The following is a 17,400-nucleotide window of genomic DNA, read 5'->3' on the forward strand; positions in this document are numbered from 1 at the left end:
TTTTGTAGGGATCACTTAGCCCCAACCCTCTCCCGCGAGGAACAACATAATATCACAATAAATCTTCTCGCGGGCGAGGGGGTTCTCTTTAGTTTTGCCAATTTTTCTTATTGAACAAAAATATATCAGGATTCCTCAGCGCGACGCTGATAGGATTCTAAATACTACCCAATGGCTTGCAGCCAATCTTTTTTCTAGCCAGATACACCAAAAAGCCATTTTGATTTTCTCTGAGATCGCTTAGCGGCATTGCCAGTTCCTAATAATAAGACAGAACGATGATGGTAAACGTTCTAAAGGCCAACATAAATCTCCATACATTTATCGGACAAGGTAATTAGAAATGAGTATGTAAAACCCTACTTTAAAATGGTAAGAAAGGAATGCGATTACAAAAAGATAAAGTGCCATTTTGTAATGATTGATTTCTGACATTTGAGTCCCTTATATGTTTTAATCTCAAAATAGCCTTAACAAGATAAAGGCATTTAGGATTTTATCTACCTCGGAGCATTATTTTTTGATTTGCTTTCTGCTTGGTTGGTTGATGGTTCCTCCATGGGTTTAATAAACATTGATTGTGAGGAAGCAGAAGCTGATAGTCCTGTATGTTTGTTTAATGCGAGGTCCTCTAGGAGCTCAGGTTTTCCACTTGATTGGATTTTTGTGACAACTTTCTCTTTAATACTATCACTTGACGTGCAGAGGATTTTAAGTATTTTCTCACTACCAGCCTGAACAGCATCCGTTATTGATTCTTCATCTGGCACTGCCCCCATCCCCATTAATAAATCGACCGTTTCATGGTCCTGCTCACTTATGGCAAGGGCAAGATATTGATTCATAGCATCAGCTCCTGGCCCAAGGCAAAAGCTAGGCATTAATGGCAAATAAGCTGCTTTCATCCAATATCCTATAAAAGACATAATATCACCATATTGTTTGTTATATAGTCATAAGTATAGGTTGTTTTTGGGTATTTATCGGTATTGCTTGCGACCTGCTTAATATTAAGCGAGTCAAGCAGGTTTGCATGAAAAGCCATGGTTTTATTCAAATAAAAAGATGAAATTCTTTAATGGAATAGCAAACAGCTTTTTTAAGCTCATTTATACCGTTTGTATAATACGTTAAGCACTTATCCAATTTTTTGGAATTGTCTTGATATTGATAGCACTCGGCTTTGCATTCAAGCCAAGTATCAATGATAAATTTGTTGTTTCTTTCGTTACACTCTTCAGCATATACGGATTACGGCTGCGCCTTCATCTGAGCTACTTACTTACTATAAACGCGATAATTACTTTATGGATCTAGGGCTTATTTTCAGGGCAAAAATCAATGGTGTAATTGACCGCACTCTGCCCATTGTTCCCCGGGCAACCATAGGTTGATGTTTTATCGTCATACGGATAAGAATAACAGCCGGGGCATGCGGATTTTAACCAGGTGATAAAAGGTAGCACACCGGGAGCACTGAATTTTGTGGAACCAACCCAATAAGCATTAGGATATTGACATTGTGTGACAATTTTTGGATCGGTGGGTACGATTATCCCTTGGGTGTTCCAATTCACACAGCCGCAGCAAATTGTATTTTTGCTGGTTTCATTAAAGCAGCTAGCAGCCGCTGGTCCAGAGCATGCGAGAAGGTCTTGGTAAGTATTTGTACCAAACGGACTCGTACATAGCGCAATAGAATCATCATTGGCGTTTTTAAACTCAAAAGCAGCGTTATCGGTGCATATTTGATCAAATGTCCAATAGCCAAGGACTTTCCCACACGTTGTCGCCCCGGCAAGCCCTTCATTCGTTCTCGTCATACCGCAATAGTAGTTGGTATCAATGGTTTGGCAAGTCGAATCAGCGCTACAAGGCGTTGCATCACTTTCATCCACCCAACGCAACTGAAAGACCGTTGAGTTATTATAGCTCGGTAAGGTAAATTGCCACGAACTCGCCCCAATATTTTGCTGTCCCCCATTGGTGTTTACTTGCGTAATCGAGCCAGGATTACCACAGACATAGGGGTTATCATAGGACGCTGGCGACGCCGCACTTCCGGAGGTAGGATGAAAATCCATGGACATGGATACTCCGCCAATGATCGACATATCATACGTATCCGGCGTTTTCGCAATGAAGGTTGCTTCTGCAAGCGTTGCCGGTGAAACAATGGCGTTGGTTGCAAAGTTGCAAGCCCCTGATCCAGGAGTAGCAGATGTTCCACAATCGCCAACGGTGCAATTCGAATACTGCCCTGCCACAAGATTACAGCCAACTCGCCCGGTAAACCGCCCATTAAACACTTGGGTAAACCCATTGGAGGCACTATTGTCTTGCAAAGTTACGGTGGTGCTATCCGGGGTTCCGCTTGTCACGTAAGGACTTAATTGATATTTGCCGGGTTGAGGAAAATTAAAATAACATAGATTGGCGCTGCAAGAAGCCCCTTCGATGCAATCATTAGAATCCGTACAATAAGTGCAAGCACCTTTCACACAGGTTCCAACATGATTATTCGAACAGTCACTATCCGCAACGCAGGCACCCCCACCGCAGTAACACCCTGCTCCCCCATTGCATGGTCCAGTGGCGGTTGCGTTAATACACGTTGAATAATTAAATTCAGCGCAATCCGAATCGGCCGTGCACGACGTATTCGCTGTCGATTGATTCTTAGCCGGCACCGAAGAAGAGATAATGCCGATGACAATATCGCTACCAGTATCCTGCCCAGCGCCGTTTGGGGTTTTGCAATAGTTTCTAAAGGTGATAACTCGTTGCGAGTTGGTGGCCACGTTAATAGTAATGGGGATATTAACGGTATACCCTCTTCCATTGGTTTGCTTAAACGTTAGCGTTCCTTTTTGGGGTGTGGAAACACCGGCTGCAACATTCAAGGTTAAGGCCGTATCAACCGAAAGACCTTTGAATAATCCCACCCCAGTCACACAGCCTGCACTATTAAATGAATAGGTTAATTGGGCAGGGTTGTTGGGCGTAAACGTGCACTTCACGATAGCTGGCGAACTTTGTGGAACAGGGCTAGTCAAGACATAATGAATTTCTTGTGAACTGCCTGAAATCATATTTTGCACTGGGGTGTTTGCAGTCACCGAAAATGGATTCGTTGCTGCAAGCGCGGGTTTAATCAATAGCAAACCAAGTGTAAAAAAAATCAATGGCAAACATTTTTTCATGGGTAGTATTCCTTGGCTAATCATTTTTCTAAAACAAGCACGTTAGACCCGCAACCCAACTTTGGGTGAACAGATGAACGGAAATTGGTTTGATGAACGGCGTGTTGGCTATATTAGTTACATCAGCTGAACCTAAATTAGCATACAAATAACGCAAGGACAGTTGAAGACGCTTATTTTTAAGTTTTGCCAAATCCGAAATATCCAACTTGATTCCGCCTCCCAACGTATAAGCAAAATTGTATTGAGTACTGTTATCCAGCAAAAGGCCTGACCAATTATACGAGGGTCGCGGATATTCCTGAAAAGACGATTCATTGGCTGCAAATCCCATCCCCCACACAAAAAATAGATAAACATTATCAATGAACGAATTAAACGTCACTTCATTTGTTGCCAAGAGTCTAAAACTTGTCACTGGAATTCGATAAGTCAGATTATTCATTTCTGGTAATTGGTATTGCCAAACATCACCGACGCCTGTTGTCGAGAAATAGAAAAACTCGGGACCTATCGATAATTCTTTAATAATCGTTTGTAATTTTCCGGGTGCATTCAAGCGCACTGCTGCCGCGGCCCCCCAGGTGATGTCACTGAAATGGTTGTTGGTTAGCACAAGTCGATCGGTTTCGCCATTAAAATACAGTTGACCGTATCGAGAAAACGTTGTCGTCGTTCCGCCAATATAAGCACTGGCTTGATAATTTGCTGCGACACAGACGTTAAGGCCAACAAGGCTAGTATTTAGAATTAAAATAACGAATTTAAAAATGGAATAGGTTGATCGGAAATGCCGCATTATCATTGAATGCATCCTTACATAAATCATTGATAGTTGTGTTACCTACGAATTGCAAATCATATCATATTTTTACGGAACATCATTGTAAATAGTGCACCGCAAGGAAATTTATTTCAGGGAAATACCCCTCGGCGAAGTTGAGTTCCCGTATTACAGCTACGCCTCCATACGGGCTGCGAATTTTAATGTATTTCTACTTTACCTTGACAGCCTTGGTCCGACAACCGTTCAACTCATTGAATCATAACTTCCGAAACTTTCCTTCGGCGGTTTGCGGGGTTAACTTCAGTTATAAACTATGTGACGGTAAGAAAAGCATCATCATCACCTCGCCTGCACTGACGAGGAAGACGCTATCCAGCGAATCAATAATGGCGGGTTTCCTTGATTCTAGGTAACGTATAATCTTGAATTGACAATATATGACCAGAATGATAATATATGACCCTCTTGTCTGCTTTGTGAACCATTTATCACTTATATTCAACTAAATTAACTATTATGACTCAGACCAATAAATCGTCATGGAAGGCTCTTTATTCCTTGCTGAAAGATTACTTTGTTAACTCCAACGAGAAAATGAAAGTATGGCTGTTATTGGCAGGTATTTCCATTTGCGTAGTCGTCGCCTCAATTTTAATAATCGCATTTGGTTGGTGGTCTGTTGCCTTTTTTTCGGCATTAACTGCAAAAGCATTAATACCTTTTCTGTACTCCTTGTTGCAGTTTTCATTGTTAGTAACAGGAATTGTCAGTGTTTATACTATTCAACAATATCTTATAGGAAAGCTATCAATTAGTTGGCGAAATTGGCTAACAAAGAAAATGTTGTCCGACTTTTTTGATGGAGAAAACAACTTTTTCGATCTTAAACACTTTTCAAAAGACATTGACAATATATCACAAAGACTTCAAGAGGATATTAAAGTATTTGTTGACCAAACACTTAATCTAGGTACTAGTTTACTTCAATCCATTCTGACGCTTGGTTTCTCAGTAGGAACATTATGGGTTGTTGGTGGAAGCCTCACGTTTGCTGTTTTGGGATTAAACGTTGTTATTCCAGGATTTTTAGTCTGGGTAGCATTGTTGTCTGCTATTTTAGCAACAGCTGCTACCTATTGGATTGGTAAATCTTTATCATCCACCAACCAAAAAAGTGAGCGTCTTGAAGCAGAGTTTCGTCAAAACCTAAGTCAAGTCAATGAGAATTCAGATAATATTGCCGAAGAAAAAGGGATTGAATATTTTAAGACCATCATAAACAAGAATATTAACAACATTAATGAAAATGCACATGAAAAGTTAAGTACGCAAACAAAACTCACCGCTTTCCAAAATTTTTATTTTAATATATCCAATATCCTTCCTAACTTATTGGCAGCACCATTATATTTTTCAGGTGCTTTAGAAGTAGGGCAACTAATGCAAATTGGTGTTCTATTTACACAAGTCAACATGTCATTTAGCTTTCTGGTTCAATTCTACGATACCCTGGCAGACTATAAAAATAAGATGCTAAGGATAACGGAATTAGAGGAGGCCTGTAAAAAAGATGGTTTGGCTGTCAATGCTAAATCCATTCAATATAAAACACGGCCTAAAGAGTCGATAAAGATTTCTAATTTATCAATCATGACACCAAAACAATCGAATGCTGACTACCTATTGAAAAATGTTACCATTGAATTAAAACCAGGCGAACGTGTTTTAATCCAAGGCCCCTCTGGCATTGGCAAAAGCTCGCTTTTCAAAGTGATATCTGGGGCATGGCGATATGGATGCGGAAAAGTAGCAATGCCAGCCAATAAGTCCTTTTTCTTTCTACCTCAAAATCCAACCATTCCTAATGATACCTTGAAAGGTGTGCTTGCATACCCGGAACCTGAGTCAACTTACACCAATGACGAATATCAACATGCATTAATTAGTCTTGGTGGCATGGAGCCGTTTGTCGTTCGCTTAAATGAGTTTAATAATTGGTCGACTGTGTTATCTGGCGGCCAAAAACAAAAAGTATCTATTGCTCGAGCATTGCTTAAAAAGCCTGATTGGCTGTTTTTGGATGAATCGACTTCTGCACTCGATGAAAAAAGTGAAGAAAAAGCATATGAAGCTATCAACAATTTAAACCATACTTCGGTAGTTAGTATTGCTCACAGAAGCACAGTTACCAAATATCATTCGAAAATTTTATTTTTTAACTCCAGCGATGGAGGCAATATTGAAATCAAGGAGCAAACTGTTTTAAGTCCACCAACTCATTAAGGGCAAAATCCCATTTAGTAAACCATACTTCTTGGATATTATCGAGGCTATAGCTTATCTAATAACGTTGTCCATGGTCACGCAGGCTTGCCGAAAGCCCAGAGTCTGTAACGCAAGAACACCCTGGCTTAAGTGGGTTGTTTGAGGGTATATCTCAAGGCAGCTGTTTAACATCATGCACAAGACGGCCATTATGCATCGTTCTTTCGAACCGCTCATAACCTTGATAAGTTATTTGAATCAGTCACGCAACGCTGGCGATCCCTAAATCGCCCCTATCTATGCTTGTTTTGCAAACAAAGAAAATTTCGGATCCTGCTTCACTAGTTCAAATACTCTATACAAATTTAAAGGCAATAAGCCCAAATGCAAAATAAATATAGGATGTAAATGATAACCAAGGCCATATGTGATAAATGCAACGTTGCTACAAATAGCAATAATCCTTAAAGTAAGAATTTTCCTAACGTAAAACGTTGCAAATACTAAAGAAGAAGCGACATATCCTACTAAATCAATCATTGATTCCATATCAAACTCCACTTCTAAATCCCTTCAATTCAACATATCATCCAATTTATTGAGTTAGCAAGTTTTTTAATCAATTCTTATGAAATTCTTAAGAAAGCTCCCTAAAATAGACGACGGGTTTTGTACCGGACAATTTTTTAAAAAAGCCGTCTTTGCGAACGTAGCGAAGCAATCTAGAATAGATTTCTGTTCAGAGATCGAACTGGATTGCTTCGCAAAGCTCGCAACGACAGTGCTTTTAAAAAATTGTCCAGTACAAAGAGACGACGGGTTAAAATAAAAAAGTCCTAATCAACGGACCATGCCATCTTCTAAAAAATAGGATTTAACCATTTATTTTCACAGTATATTTATGTCATTATCGATAAATCGATATTCTTAGGATGACTGGCCGAAAAATGAGTATAAGGAGTGTTATTTTGCTATCTACATGGATTATTGCAAATAGCGAAGTTCTGGCAGAAAATGGACAATCGATACCCAAGCCATTTCAAAGTGCGATTGAGGCTGTAAAAAAAATCACACCCAATGAGCCAGTCACGTTGATTCACGATGAAATACCCTTCCTTAGAGAAATGAGTTTAAAACCCGATATTGAAGATAGCTTTCATACCGTCAATGTTTGTCGTTTAGTAGAGCGGTTTGATTTATGGAATAAACATCTATCACGAGTCAAAGTGCATTATGCTGTTAAGACCAATCATGATCTAGCCATCAACAACGTGATGGCAGCGCTAGGCTCCGGCTTTGACTGTGCCAGCAAACGAGAAATGGTGCAAACGCTTCAGTTGGGGGTCAACCCGCAAAACATTATCTTTTCTCATCCAAGAAAACCAATCTCAGAAATAAAGTTTGCTGAAGAAAACCATATTAAGTGGATGGTGTTTGATTCAATCGAAGAACTCGATAAAATGTTAGCGTATGCGCCATCTGTCAGCTACTTGCTAAGAATTAAAACAGAAGATAGTCATAGTGTCACCCCATTGAGTGACAAATTTGGGGCTAGTCTAGAAGAAGCTTATCACATACTTGATTATGCGCTAAAGAAAAAAGCACCTATTGTGGGCATTGCATTTCATGTGGGCAGTAACAACCTGGATGAAACAGCCTATTCTAAAGCACTACAGCAATCGTCTACATTATTCAAATACAGCGAAGAAAAATGGCACCATTCATTAACCGTATTAGATATCGGCGGTGGGTGGCCAGGCAATCATGATGAGCGGTTTGTGCTTTTCGCCAAAACAGTCAATCGAGACCTCAACCACTATTTCCCTAAAAACATCGAAGTTATCGCCGAGCCCGGACGTTTTTTTGCCTCGCCAACTATCACAGCCGCTATCCGAATCATTGGCACACAAGTCCAACAAACGCCAGCCGGTCCACGATATGCGTATTATCTAGCAAACGGTGCTTATGGATTTTTCGCTTCGAGCATTTACTATCACTTCGATGGGAAGAAACTGTCGCTTGAAGGATGGGATTTTAAACCGCTTTTCCACGCTTCTGAAAAACAAACGAAATTATACCCCAGCCTATTTTGGGGGCCAACCTGCGATGCAGGCGATAAGATACTGGATTCCATTTTGTTTCCGAAAATGCAGACCAATGAATTCATCTACACCCAAAATATTGGTGCCTACTCCTTGGCCACGCAATCCAATTTTAATCAAATTACACCGTCAAAAGCCTATTATGTGTGCAGCTTAAATCATTTGGCTTAACATTCGCCCTTTTTCTTGAGCAAAAACCGAGTCAAGAGAAAGCCAAGGATAATGCCAGCAAAATTTATCCAATAAAAAGGCCAATGGAATAACGCCAAGCCAACAACATTGGGACCAGGACATATGCCGCTGACGCCCCAGCCAATGCCAAATAAGATTGCCCCGACGACTAATTGCCAGTCAATGCGTTCTTTGGTTGGTAATTGAAACGTGTCTTGAGTCAGCGGTTTACTCATCCTGCGCCGAAATTGAAAAAGAAAAAAGGTTACCCCTAACGCGGTGGCAAAAGTCACATACAAATCCCAGCGAAAGGTTTGAGCACCAATTTTCAAACCCGATAATATGATATCTGGGCTATACATCCCTGTTAAGAGCAAGCCTAGACCAAAGATTATCCCACAACAAAACGTAATGAAGTAGTTCATCAAACCCCGCTTAATGTATTATCCAACTGGTCAAAATAGCCACCGAAAAAAACAAGCTAACGGCAACAAAGGAGCGCTTTCGAAGTAACGAAAGCCCACAAAGACCATGACCGCTTGTGCATCCATTCCCCAGGAAAGTGCCAATACCGGTAAACAGTCCTCCGATAAAAAATTGCCCCCAACTTGTGTGAAAAATCTGATTGGGATTTGGTACAGGCTGATATAGAGAAAAGGCCAATCCACAAAGAAATATCCCTGCTAAAAAGAACCAACTATCCCAATCACGGTTTTTCAAAGATAAACTGGCACAGCGAAAAACCATGCCGCTACACCCCAGTATGCGCCCACGAATTAAGAGGAGGATACCCGCAGCAATCCCCAGGAGCATGCCACCAATGACCACGTTGCACTCAACGACCATTCCCCGTTTCTCCCTAGCCAAATCAATCCCGATTATAGCCGATTTATTTACGCCAGGCGATATTTGCTAAATACCCGTAAATGCGTTTAAATAAAATGGGACTTCTAAATAACTTCTTTCCTTTTACCTTCTCCCCAGACATGGGGAGAAGGTGCCCATAGGGCGGATGAGGGGTTTATGAATCGAAGTAATTATTTGAATGTGTCGCACTTTTTTCTTGAGATACTTACTCAAAACGGAGTTTTCACTCATGCATAAGCTTTCAAATTCAATGGCCATGCTAGTTGGCGTATTAGCAACAATCCAACCGGGTTATGCGATACACAGTACCATTGAGGACGCAGTCAATCTAAGAAATCGCACCATCTATCAAGCAATTCAAGGCATCGATCAGTCACGGACTATCACCAAGAGTATCGTGCTACCGGTTAGTCGTGGGTTTGATCAAGGAGATACAGGGTTGTGCTGGTCCTATGCATTTTTTAGCGCCATTGAAACAATCTATCGGGTCAATCACCCAAAATCCCAGCTTGAGATTTCACGAGGGGCAATGCAATACATCAATATGCAAGACCGGTTTGATTTAGCGATTCTAGGCGTTGAAGACCACGTCAATCCTAAAAAATATGGTAGTTATAATGCGGAAGGTGGCACCCCGCTATCGGCTGAGTATATTATGAAAAACTATGGGGCAACGACGTATGACGACTATCAAGATATCCTATCTCCCCCTGATTACAGCGATATTTACTATGCCGTTTTTGCTGATAACACCACAACCAAACAGAAAAAAGCAACGGCAAAGTCGCAGTTATCAAACTATTTTATCTACGAAATTCCGGAAAACACTAACTTCAATGGTCGCAGGCTAACCAATCTTGCATTTGCCAAAGAAATTCTGCCAAAAGGCAAATGGGTTACCTATGCTATTTCAAAAGATGACAGTGATTATTATGGGCAAGGAAAAGACCCTGACAGAAGACGAAACGAACAAACCCATTTTATCCCTAAGGCGATGTTTATTGAAAAAATCAAACAATCGCTTGAAAACAACCTACCCATAGTCTATTCAGATAACCGCCATGTGACCTTAATTTATGGCGCCGACTTTACTAAAAACGACGATATCTTGCGCTTTTATGTGAAAGACAGCTATGAGTCACTGGGTTATTTTTATAAAGCCGATTTTAAAAAATCGATGAAGCAAGTGTCTGAAGTAACATTGCTTGAATAAACAATGTCTGTTATAGCAATACTTGATTTGTTGTTTGGGAACATTCTAGAAATAACACGGAATAGTTAGTGTATTCCGTGTTATCGTCTTTATGGGAGAGATTTATTTAAAACATAGAGAATGAAATAGAGCTTTCTTCCTTTGGCATCAACGATGTGACACCACTGCCGATAACATCAACCGCATTGGCGAAGGGGCTCACGACAGCTGAGAGTAGCAGCATAGCAGTCGCAAATAAATTATTGGCAGCATTGCCAAGATGGGTTGTCACGCCATTTTGACCAAAGACATCGCCTGCCAATAGATGGGCAGCAGCATGTAATAATGACGCCAGGCATTCCAACAACATTGAAGCTGATATTTGTTGCAAAGATAACTGGAGCAGTCACAATCGAAGCTGCCCGAGTCACTCCATCATAAATAGACTGATAGGGTTTAAAAAAAACCGTATCTTTTTCATTCCAGAATCGACCCGTTGCACCTTGTAGCTTATCATAAAACGACATGACATTGACCTCTTTAAGTTAAAAGTGTCCGATTTTAAGCCATTTTTATTGGCCTGTCAATGTTCCGCCGATAATCCCTATTCCAGGTGTTTGCCGAACAAGAGAGAATCAGCATAGCCGAGACATCCCGAATTTCGCTGCATTCTGAGTAAATCTGATATTTTTGCCCAATATTTAAAAATTTAGCAACACAAAGAAATATCAGGATTCCTCAGCGCTAAGCTCAATGCGGGGATAGCTCACCATAGCCAAGAACTAATTTATTTTCTTCCGGTGCAAAGAACTCTGCATGTTCCTAGCACACCCTTAATGTTTTATTAATATTTTCTAGATATAATTGCAAAATAAATCGTTTGAGTTTTTTTAATGGCCGTCAGTCACAATAAACGACTAGAACTTGAAAAGGCAATCGCTAATTTTAAGTTCTTTGAAGCAAAATTCTACATCAATCAGCTTTTTATAGAGCTGATTAATTCAAAAATCGAAGCAGAAGAACTCGATAAAATTGCTGATGCATTAATTAGCCTCATGTCAAATTTAACGCAACTAAGAACAACGCGATTTGATAGTGCAACAAGCCTTATTAAGAATATTCAAGATATCTACAAAAGTTATCAACACCTCGCTCAACAAACCCATGCGGATGGCGTCTTCTATCACTGCAAACATGTGGTGCTTGGCTTGGGTGGCATCATTCTTGGTGCGATATCTGCCGTGCTGGGTGCTGTCTATGGATTTTTTGCGGGCGCAATCAACGATATTATGCATTTAAGGGTACCCATAGGTGCTTTTACAGGTGCTGCAACAGGGGCATTTTTTGGCGGAATCATAGGCTATCGTGCACCATTTAAGCTGCAAGATCCCGAAAATCGTCGTTTAGCCTATTTCGTAGAACAAATCTCAGATACACTGGAGTCGGTTTGGGTTTCCCTGAATAAAGATTTCCATCAAGAAGTCGAGCAAGAAATAAAAGAAACCTATTTTACCGATCCGAATACCCACGTATTTGATGAGGCAGCCTATCAGAAATTTCTCACGAGTGATAACCAAAGCTATGCAATTAAAGCAACCAATGCCGCATTCATAGACAAACGGTTTAAAGGAACCACAGGGCATCACAGCTTTATCGAATTAAACATCAAGGATAGGCCGATCAATATTGAGCTTGGCCCCCCAACTGAGCAAGAAGCGGAGAATTCTCAAATCGAGACAAGAAAGACAACCGGTAAAAATCTCATTGATATGATGGTCATGCATCGTATTCTCCAACAAAACTACAACCTAAGCCCCGGAAATCTGCCACGCTTTATCTGGCGGTATAAAGCCGGTGAAAACGATTGTCTTACCTATGTCGATAAGATCTTAGAATCAGCTGGAGAGCCATCCACAAAAATTCAGCGCTATACAAAAAACGACTCCCATCTGGGACGCTTTATTGGTAGCGCACTCCAATTTTTTAGCCCTGCGCCTAAAGTTGATCCTAAAGAAAAAGCCCCTTCTGATTCAATGAAGCGGGTACAGTAAATCATATATATGGCATTTTTTAATAGTTCTGGAAACGTTTTCATATTTTTTTATAAACAACATTAAATTTCTCAATCGGCAGAAGGCTGGTCCGTAGCGCGAAGGTTCACATAATGCTTTTTGTTTCTTCTGGCGTAAGCCCTCTCCCACGTATTGACACCGGTTCCTTAAATTGCTTTAATTTGAAACCTTTCATTTAATTTATTGACTATGAAGACTAAATCCATCCATGAGTTAGCTAAGCTACTGGCACAAGAAGAAAATTTCAAAAAGTTAGTCACCTATGCTGATAAATATTGTAAATGTTGTAGTTCAGACTAATGAGCACAAAGCTTGCTTCTTTATTTAAACAAATAGCACCAGACTATCCCTATCAAGCCTTATTAGCCCACTTAAGCGCTAAATTTTCACAGTTAGATACCAATGAATTTGAACTTCGGTTAAGTGAGTGCCTAAAATTTTTATATTTGCGCTCTTTATCCGGTTGTGGTTTTATCCCGCTTGCCGGTGAAGTGGATGCCTTTTGGCATGAGATGATTCTTCAAACTCGAGAGTACGCTGCCTTTTGTGAAGCGTTGCCCAGCGGTGAATTTATCCATCATAATTCGATTAGCTTACAAGACCATGCTGAAAAAATAACCAAAGAACAAGAGGTCATGAGGCTGCTCGAGTGGATCCCTGCTTACGTGCAACATTTTGGTCATTTTAATGAAGAAACGGCAAAATATTGGGTAATCGTCAAATTACTGCAGTGTGAATTTCATTATTCGTTAGATGACATTAATCAGCTTGTATAATGTCGTTCGTATCTCTCAATTCCCCCCTCAAGATTTTTTAACCAATTAACTATGAACCCATGATTGTTTCAATGAGCGGCCGTATAGACAAGGTTGTATAATGTGCTTGGGTTAAGTGTTTTACCTTGGGAGGCGTTTTGCTTAAAAGCGATTGTCCATCGAGAACAAATAAAAAACTCTGTTTCGATTCTGGGAATTTTGGACCATGCATTGTCCAATTAGTTCCATCCCCCCTGCCATGATCCGTGGTGACAATAATGGTTGTGTCTTTTGCATACTCAGGCATATCTTTTAACGTATGAAATAAATCATCCAAGATCCTGTCATATTGCCTCAATGTGCGTAGGTAAGCTTGTTGGTTGTTATCGTGCGCGTATTCATCGGCATCGCCCAAAGCAATCCACATAAACTGAGGCTTATATTTTTGCAAGTAGTGCTTTGCTTGGCGATAGGTATAGCTATCCATCCGATCCTCGTTATCCCAGGAGGAAGGATGCTTTTTTTGCTGATGGTTTAATTGACTCATGACTTTATCAGGACGATTTGAGTAAGGAGCCACCGCAATATGATTGCCGGTATTAACATAAGCGATGTTAGGCGCTGCACTGATGGTTTTATTAATGGCATTCCAAGAGGAAAAAACGGCGATTTGCTCGTAGGTTAATTGGTGCACTTTGGCTATTTTATCAAAAAGCGTTTCTTCTTGAACGATGGGGCAAGTATTGCTGGCACACGAGCCAATTTGACCGGTGGTCATGGATAAATAGGAAGGTAAACTAACAGGTATTGATGCCGTCGACATCGTTTTTGGTGTTGGCCCACCAGCCAATTCGCCTAGGTGCGCATAATGATTCCATAAAAATGGAAATTTTTTTTCCTTTTGTTCAAAAAAATCCTGGTATCTTGTACCATCTAGCGTAATGTATATCACGTTTTTATTATGAGTTGATATCGCATAGCTGGAATGAATGCAGCTAACCAAAAGCATGACTGTCGACATAAACTTGAACATACACGTTGATCCTATTCGGTGATAATTCAGTCTGTAGTATAGTGGTCACTATAAAATAAAAGCAACCATCTTTGCAATGCCTTAGGGTATCATTGGGCTCTTAGGGCTAGCACCAAGCTTATAAAAAACCCCAAGGGTTATCAATAAAACTTTCCTTATTCGCCGCTTCAACAGGCTTTGCACTAAAAAGTGTTGGTTTGAAAGGTGTTCTGGTTATTTCAACAACCGTTTTAGCCACTTGGTTGTCTTGAATCGATGGCCGAGCATAACTTAAGGGGTAGACAGTGGTTGTTAACGTTCTACCATTGCCCCATGAAAGCGTATAGGTAATTTCTTCGGGAAGGGGTAAATCAGGTTGATAGGTAACATCCCCCTTCACCTTAACCGTATCATAGTCTGAACTGGATAGAAGCAAATGCTTGAGAGGGTCTTCAATCAAAAACAAGGTACGATAATTACAAGCTGCCGTCTGGGCATCCAGGTTGTCTTTCATTTGCATTCCACCAAGGCTATGGCCATGCCGGTGGCCCCAATGAAAAGCATGATACGATTTTTCCGATATTACTATCCCCAGTATTTCCATGAGATCTTTAGCTGAAATTCCCATCAATTGATTTTGTGAACATCCTCGTTTGACCCCTTGTCGCTTCATAATCTCGTCTTTGGTTACAGTGAATTCAAAACTCGCAGGCTTATTGAAAAGCTCTGGATAATGTTTCAATAAATAATCATGCGAAGGTAGTTTTTCCCGATCATACATGACCTCTTCTTCCATTTTTGCTGCTTTAAACAACACACCTGAAGAACTCCGTTGGGCTTCTTTATAGGGCGTGCCATTCACACCTAATGCACGTTGCTTACCATTTTCTTCGGGTAATGGGATTGCAATCGCCTTGGGATCTGTGATCACTTGTATATCGGATAGTTTACGTTTTGCATCTGGGCTCATTGGCTGAGTGGGGAGATAAACAAATTTAGTGGTTTCTCGACTGCCCAGAAGACGAATGAGTGAGCGGGGGCTTGGTTGAAGCGCTAGCTGAATCCTTGTGTAATCAACACTACTTCGTCTGGGCCGTTTTTTTTGTGCATTGAGCATTTCAGAAACGCTATCCGGTTCCATCTCAAAAAAACTTGCCAATGCTTGGATCATGAATCGGGAGGTGACTATTTTTTGGTTCACTTCTTTGGCGTATTGCTTAATGTGAGCAATCAGCAATGGATGGCTGCCCTCATCCACCTCAAGACCCTGGCGGGTAAAAAAAAGGATGATTCGTTGAGTTAACAAGTTAATATATCCAAAGGGTATTTAGTGTGTATATTTATACCATAAAAACCATGGATTGAACATCAATTGTTATGCATCCCATAAAAATATCTGCTGGTTTTTAACCCCCCCTTAAAGATAAATTGAACTTTTGAGCATAACAGGCCAGACTATTACGTGACATACTGTGCTCATCACCATCTATGTTTCGGAGTATGACCATGACTTATTCAAAAAACACGCAGTTTGTTAGTGCAGTAAAATACATTTATGAGCATATTGACGAACCCATTCAACTTCAAGCCCTTGCTAAAAACGTGGGGGTTTCTATATCGACATTAAAGCGACTCTTCATTGAAGCAACCGATAAACCGATTGGCACATTTATTCGCCGATTAAGGATGGAATTAGCATTTCGTACTATCCAAAATCGCAACGATACGATACTGGGAACGGCATTACGTGTTGGGTTCGATGATCATTCCGCATTCACTCGCTGCTTTAAAGCAACCTTTGGTTATACACCCAGCGAAGCGCGAGAAAAATTAAACATTGTTAATGAGCTAGAATCGGTGGAGTTAAATGAACCCGATATCATTGAGATAAATAAGATCATCCTTCAATCATTCACCGAACAAGGGTTGTATTTTGAATCAGCACCTAACGCTTGGGCTAAGCTTCAATCAGCACTTTTAGGAAAGCTAGACGATGATTTTGCCGGGGTATTTATTGGCATTGGTCATGATAATCCCCACGAAGGTCAAGTTGCAGAAAACCAGGTGCGATATTCAGCCGGTGTTGCTTATATATCAGATGACTTAGGCATAGAGCGAGTGACTATTACGGGTGGGGTCTATGCGCGATTTAATTACCGAGGAAAACCCAATAATTTAGGTCTCGCCTACCACTATATCTATGGCAAATGGGCTGAAAATTCACCCTATGAAATTAGGCATGATAAACCCGCATTCGTTGCCTTTAACGATTTTCCTAAACCGTTGGCTGAACAACGCCTATGCATCCATGTCCCGTTAGTCGATTTGGAGTGATTTACCCAAGTTACTTTATTTTATTTTTTTAATTTTCTTGCCATGGCTGCATCAAATAGCGCTTGCTTTTCCTTGGGTAATTCATTGCGACGAAGGGTATTCATTTCTTCTACCGTTCCCTGCACGCAATCTGGCGTCAGTCTATCGGTTATCAATACACCATTTAAGTGATCGATTTCATGTTGCAATACCCTGGCATAAAAGCCCGATTCAACACGTTGATGTTGTTGCCCTGCTTCATCAAAATAGGTCAAGTTGATTGTCTGGTAGCGAGGAACTTTTCCCGCTTTCGCACTGACCGAATAACACCCTTCAAAATCTGATTGAACGGCCGTTTTATCCACAGGTTCATACGATGGATTAATTAATATATGCATCGGATAGGTGGATTCAACATTATCTCTTAACAGCCTCGCCTCTTCAGGTATATAGATAGCAATGATTTGCTTGGGCTGATTAACCTGAGGAGCTGCAAGCCCAACGCCGCCCAAATCGGTTAATTTGATTTTCATTGCCTCGATCAAATCTTTATCTGCTTGGGATAATGGAAAGCTGATTTGATTGGCTTTATGCGTTAAAACCGTTTGATATTCGCTTTGCTCTACTGCCACAATTGTTAAGTCCATTGCAAACACACCTC

Annotated in this window: 16 protein-coding genes; 6 read left to right on the top strand and 10 right to left on the bottom strand. The window is 40.6% G+C overall.

The window, feature by feature from the left end; all coding sequences use genetic code 11:
- Positions 1 to 500 precede the first annotated feature (500 nt).
- The 3 genes from AB3348_RS11525 to AB3348_RS11535 form a co-directional block, all read right to left on the bottom strand.
- The gene (locus tag AB3348_RS11525) at positions 501 to 926 is read right to left on the bottom strand and encodes a hypothetical protein (RefSeq protein ID WP_367607737.1); all 426 of its coding nucleotides are present in this window, start codon (positions 924 to 926) and stop codon (positions 501 to 503) included.
- 387 nt (positions 927 to 1,313) lie between these two features.
- The gene (locus AB3348_RS11530) at positions 1,314 to 3,203 is read right to left on the bottom strand and encodes a thaumatin family protein (RefSeq protein WP_367607738.1); all 1,890 of its coding nucleotides are present in this window, start codon (positions 3,201 to 3,203) and stop codon (positions 1,314 to 1,316) included.
- A gap of 28 nt (positions 3,204 to 3,231) precedes the next feature.
- Complete coding sequence (locus tag AB3348_RS11535) at positions 3,232 to 4,008, bottom strand: outer membrane protein (RefSeq protein ID WP_367607739.1); 777 nt, start codon at positions 4,006 to 4,008, stop codon at positions 3,232 to 3,234.
- A 498-nt stretch (positions 4,009 to 4,506) separates the two neighbouring features.
- On the opposite strand from AB3348_RS11535, the gene AB3348_RS11540 reads away from it, so the two are divergent.
- Positions 4,507 to 6,273 (top strand): ABC transporter ATP-binding protein/permease, encoded by a 1,767-nt coding sequence (locus AB3348_RS11540; RefSeq protein WP_367607740.1) that lies wholly within the window; start codon positions 4,507 to 4,509, stop codon positions 6,271 to 6,273.
- Positions 6,274 to 6,552: 279 nt separating this feature from the next.
- Here AB3348_RS11540 and AB3348_RS11545 read toward each other — a convergent pair whose 3' ends face one another.
- A complete protein-coding gene (locus tag AB3348_RS11545; RefSeq protein ID WP_367607741.1) occupies positions 6,553 to 6,804 on the bottom strand; it encodes a hypothetical protein in 252 nt (83 codons plus the stop codon).
- Positions 6,805 to 7,223: 419 nt separating this feature from the next.
- Here AB3348_RS11545 and AB3348_RS11550 point away from each other — a divergent pair, with 419 nt between their 5' ends.
- A complete protein-coding gene (locus AB3348_RS11550) occupies positions 7,224 to 8,528 on the top strand; it encodes a type III PLP-dependent enzyme (protein WP_367607742.1) in 1,305 nt (434 codons plus the stop codon).
- Here AB3348_RS11550 and AB3348_RS11555 read toward each other — a convergent pair.
- Both AB3348_RS11555 and AB3348_RS11560 read right to left on the bottom strand, forming a co-directional pair.
- A complete protein-coding gene (locus AB3348_RS11555; RefSeq protein WP_367607743.1) occupies positions 8,525 to 8,953 on the bottom strand; it encodes a DUF6691 family protein in 429 nt (142 codons plus the stop codon). The two genes, AB3348_RS11550 and AB3348_RS11555, sit on opposite strands and share 4 nt — an antisense overlap.
- Positions 8,954 to 8,963: 10 nt before the next feature.
- On the bottom strand, positions 8,964 to 9,374 hold the full coding sequence (locus AB3348_RS11560) for a YeeE/YedE family protein (RefSeq protein WP_367607744.1): 411 nt from the start codon (positions 9,372 to 9,374) through the stop codon (positions 8,964 to 8,966).
- 250 nt (positions 9,375 to 9,624) lie between these two features.
- On the opposite strand from AB3348_RS11560, the gene AB3348_RS11565 reads away from it, so the two are divergent.
- Positions 9,625 to 10,608, top strand: a complete 984-nt coding sequence (locus tag AB3348_RS11565; protein ID WP_367607745.1) for a hypothetical protein — start codon at positions 9,625 to 9,627, stop codon at positions 10,606 to 10,608.
- 106 nt (positions 10,609 to 10,714) lie between these two features.
- Here the strand turns inward: AB3348_RS11565 and AB3348_RS11570 are convergent, their stop codons facing one another.
- A complete protein-coding gene (locus AB3348_RS11570) occupies positions 10,715 to 10,957 on the bottom strand; it encodes a hypothetical protein (protein WP_367607746.1) in 243 nt (80 codons plus the stop codon).
- A gap of 523 nt (positions 10,958 to 11,480) precedes the next feature.
- Here AB3348_RS11570 and AB3348_RS11575 point away from each other — a divergent pair.
- Both AB3348_RS11575 and AB3348_RS11580 read left to right on the top strand, forming a co-directional pair.
- On the top strand, positions 11,481 to 12,638 hold the full coding sequence (locus tag AB3348_RS11575; RefSeq protein WP_367607747.1) for a hypothetical protein: 1,158 nt from the start codon (positions 11,481 to 11,483) through the stop codon (positions 12,636 to 12,638).
- Between the two features lie 320 nt (positions 12,639 to 12,958).
- Positions 12,959 to 13,435, top strand: coding sequence for a hypothetical protein (locus tag AB3348_RS11580; RefSeq protein WP_367607748.1), 477 nt, complete (start codon positions 12,959 to 12,961; stop codon positions 13,433 to 13,435).
- A gap of 49 nt (positions 13,436 to 13,484) precedes the next feature.
- Here the strand turns inward: AB3348_RS11580 and AB3348_RS11585 are convergent, their stop codons facing one another.
- The gene (locus tag AB3348_RS11585; protein ID WP_367607749.1) at positions 13,485 to 14,447 is read right to left on the bottom strand and encodes an alkaline phosphatase family protein; all 963 of its coding nucleotides are present in this window, start codon (positions 14,445 to 14,447) and stop codon (positions 13,485 to 13,487) included.
- A gap of 118 nt (positions 14,448 to 14,565) precedes the next feature.
- Positions 14,566 to 15,732: a hypothetical protein gene (locus tag AB3348_RS11590; RefSeq protein ID WP_367607750.1), complete on the bottom strand. Its 1,167-nt coding sequence runs from the start codon at positions 15,730 to 15,732 to the stop codon at positions 14,566 to 14,568.
- 200 nt (positions 15,733 to 15,932) lie between these two features.
- On the opposite strand from AB3348_RS11590, the gene AB3348_RS11595 reads away from it, so the two are divergent.
- Positions 15,933 to 16,760 (top strand): GyrI-like domain-containing protein, encoded by an 828-nt coding sequence (locus AB3348_RS11595; protein ID WP_367607751.1) that lies wholly within the window; start codon positions 15,933 to 15,935, stop codon positions 16,758 to 16,760.
- 20 nt (positions 16,761 to 16,780) lie between these two features.
- Here AB3348_RS11595 and def read toward each other — a convergent pair whose 3' ends face one another.
- Positions 16,781 to 17,386 carry a peptide deformylase gene (def, locus tag AB3348_RS11600; protein ID WP_367607752.1) on the bottom strand — a complete coding sequence of 202 codons (606 nt, stop codon included), beginning with the start codon at positions 17,384 to 17,386 and terminating at the stop codon, positions 16,781 to 16,783.
- Positions 17,387 to 17,400 lie beyond the last annotated feature (14 nt).

Source organism: Legionella sp. W05-934-2, assembly GCF_964199965.1.
Classification (GTDB): domain Bacteria; phylum Pseudomonadota; class Gammaproteobacteria; order Legionellales; family Legionellaceae; genus JAFIFT01.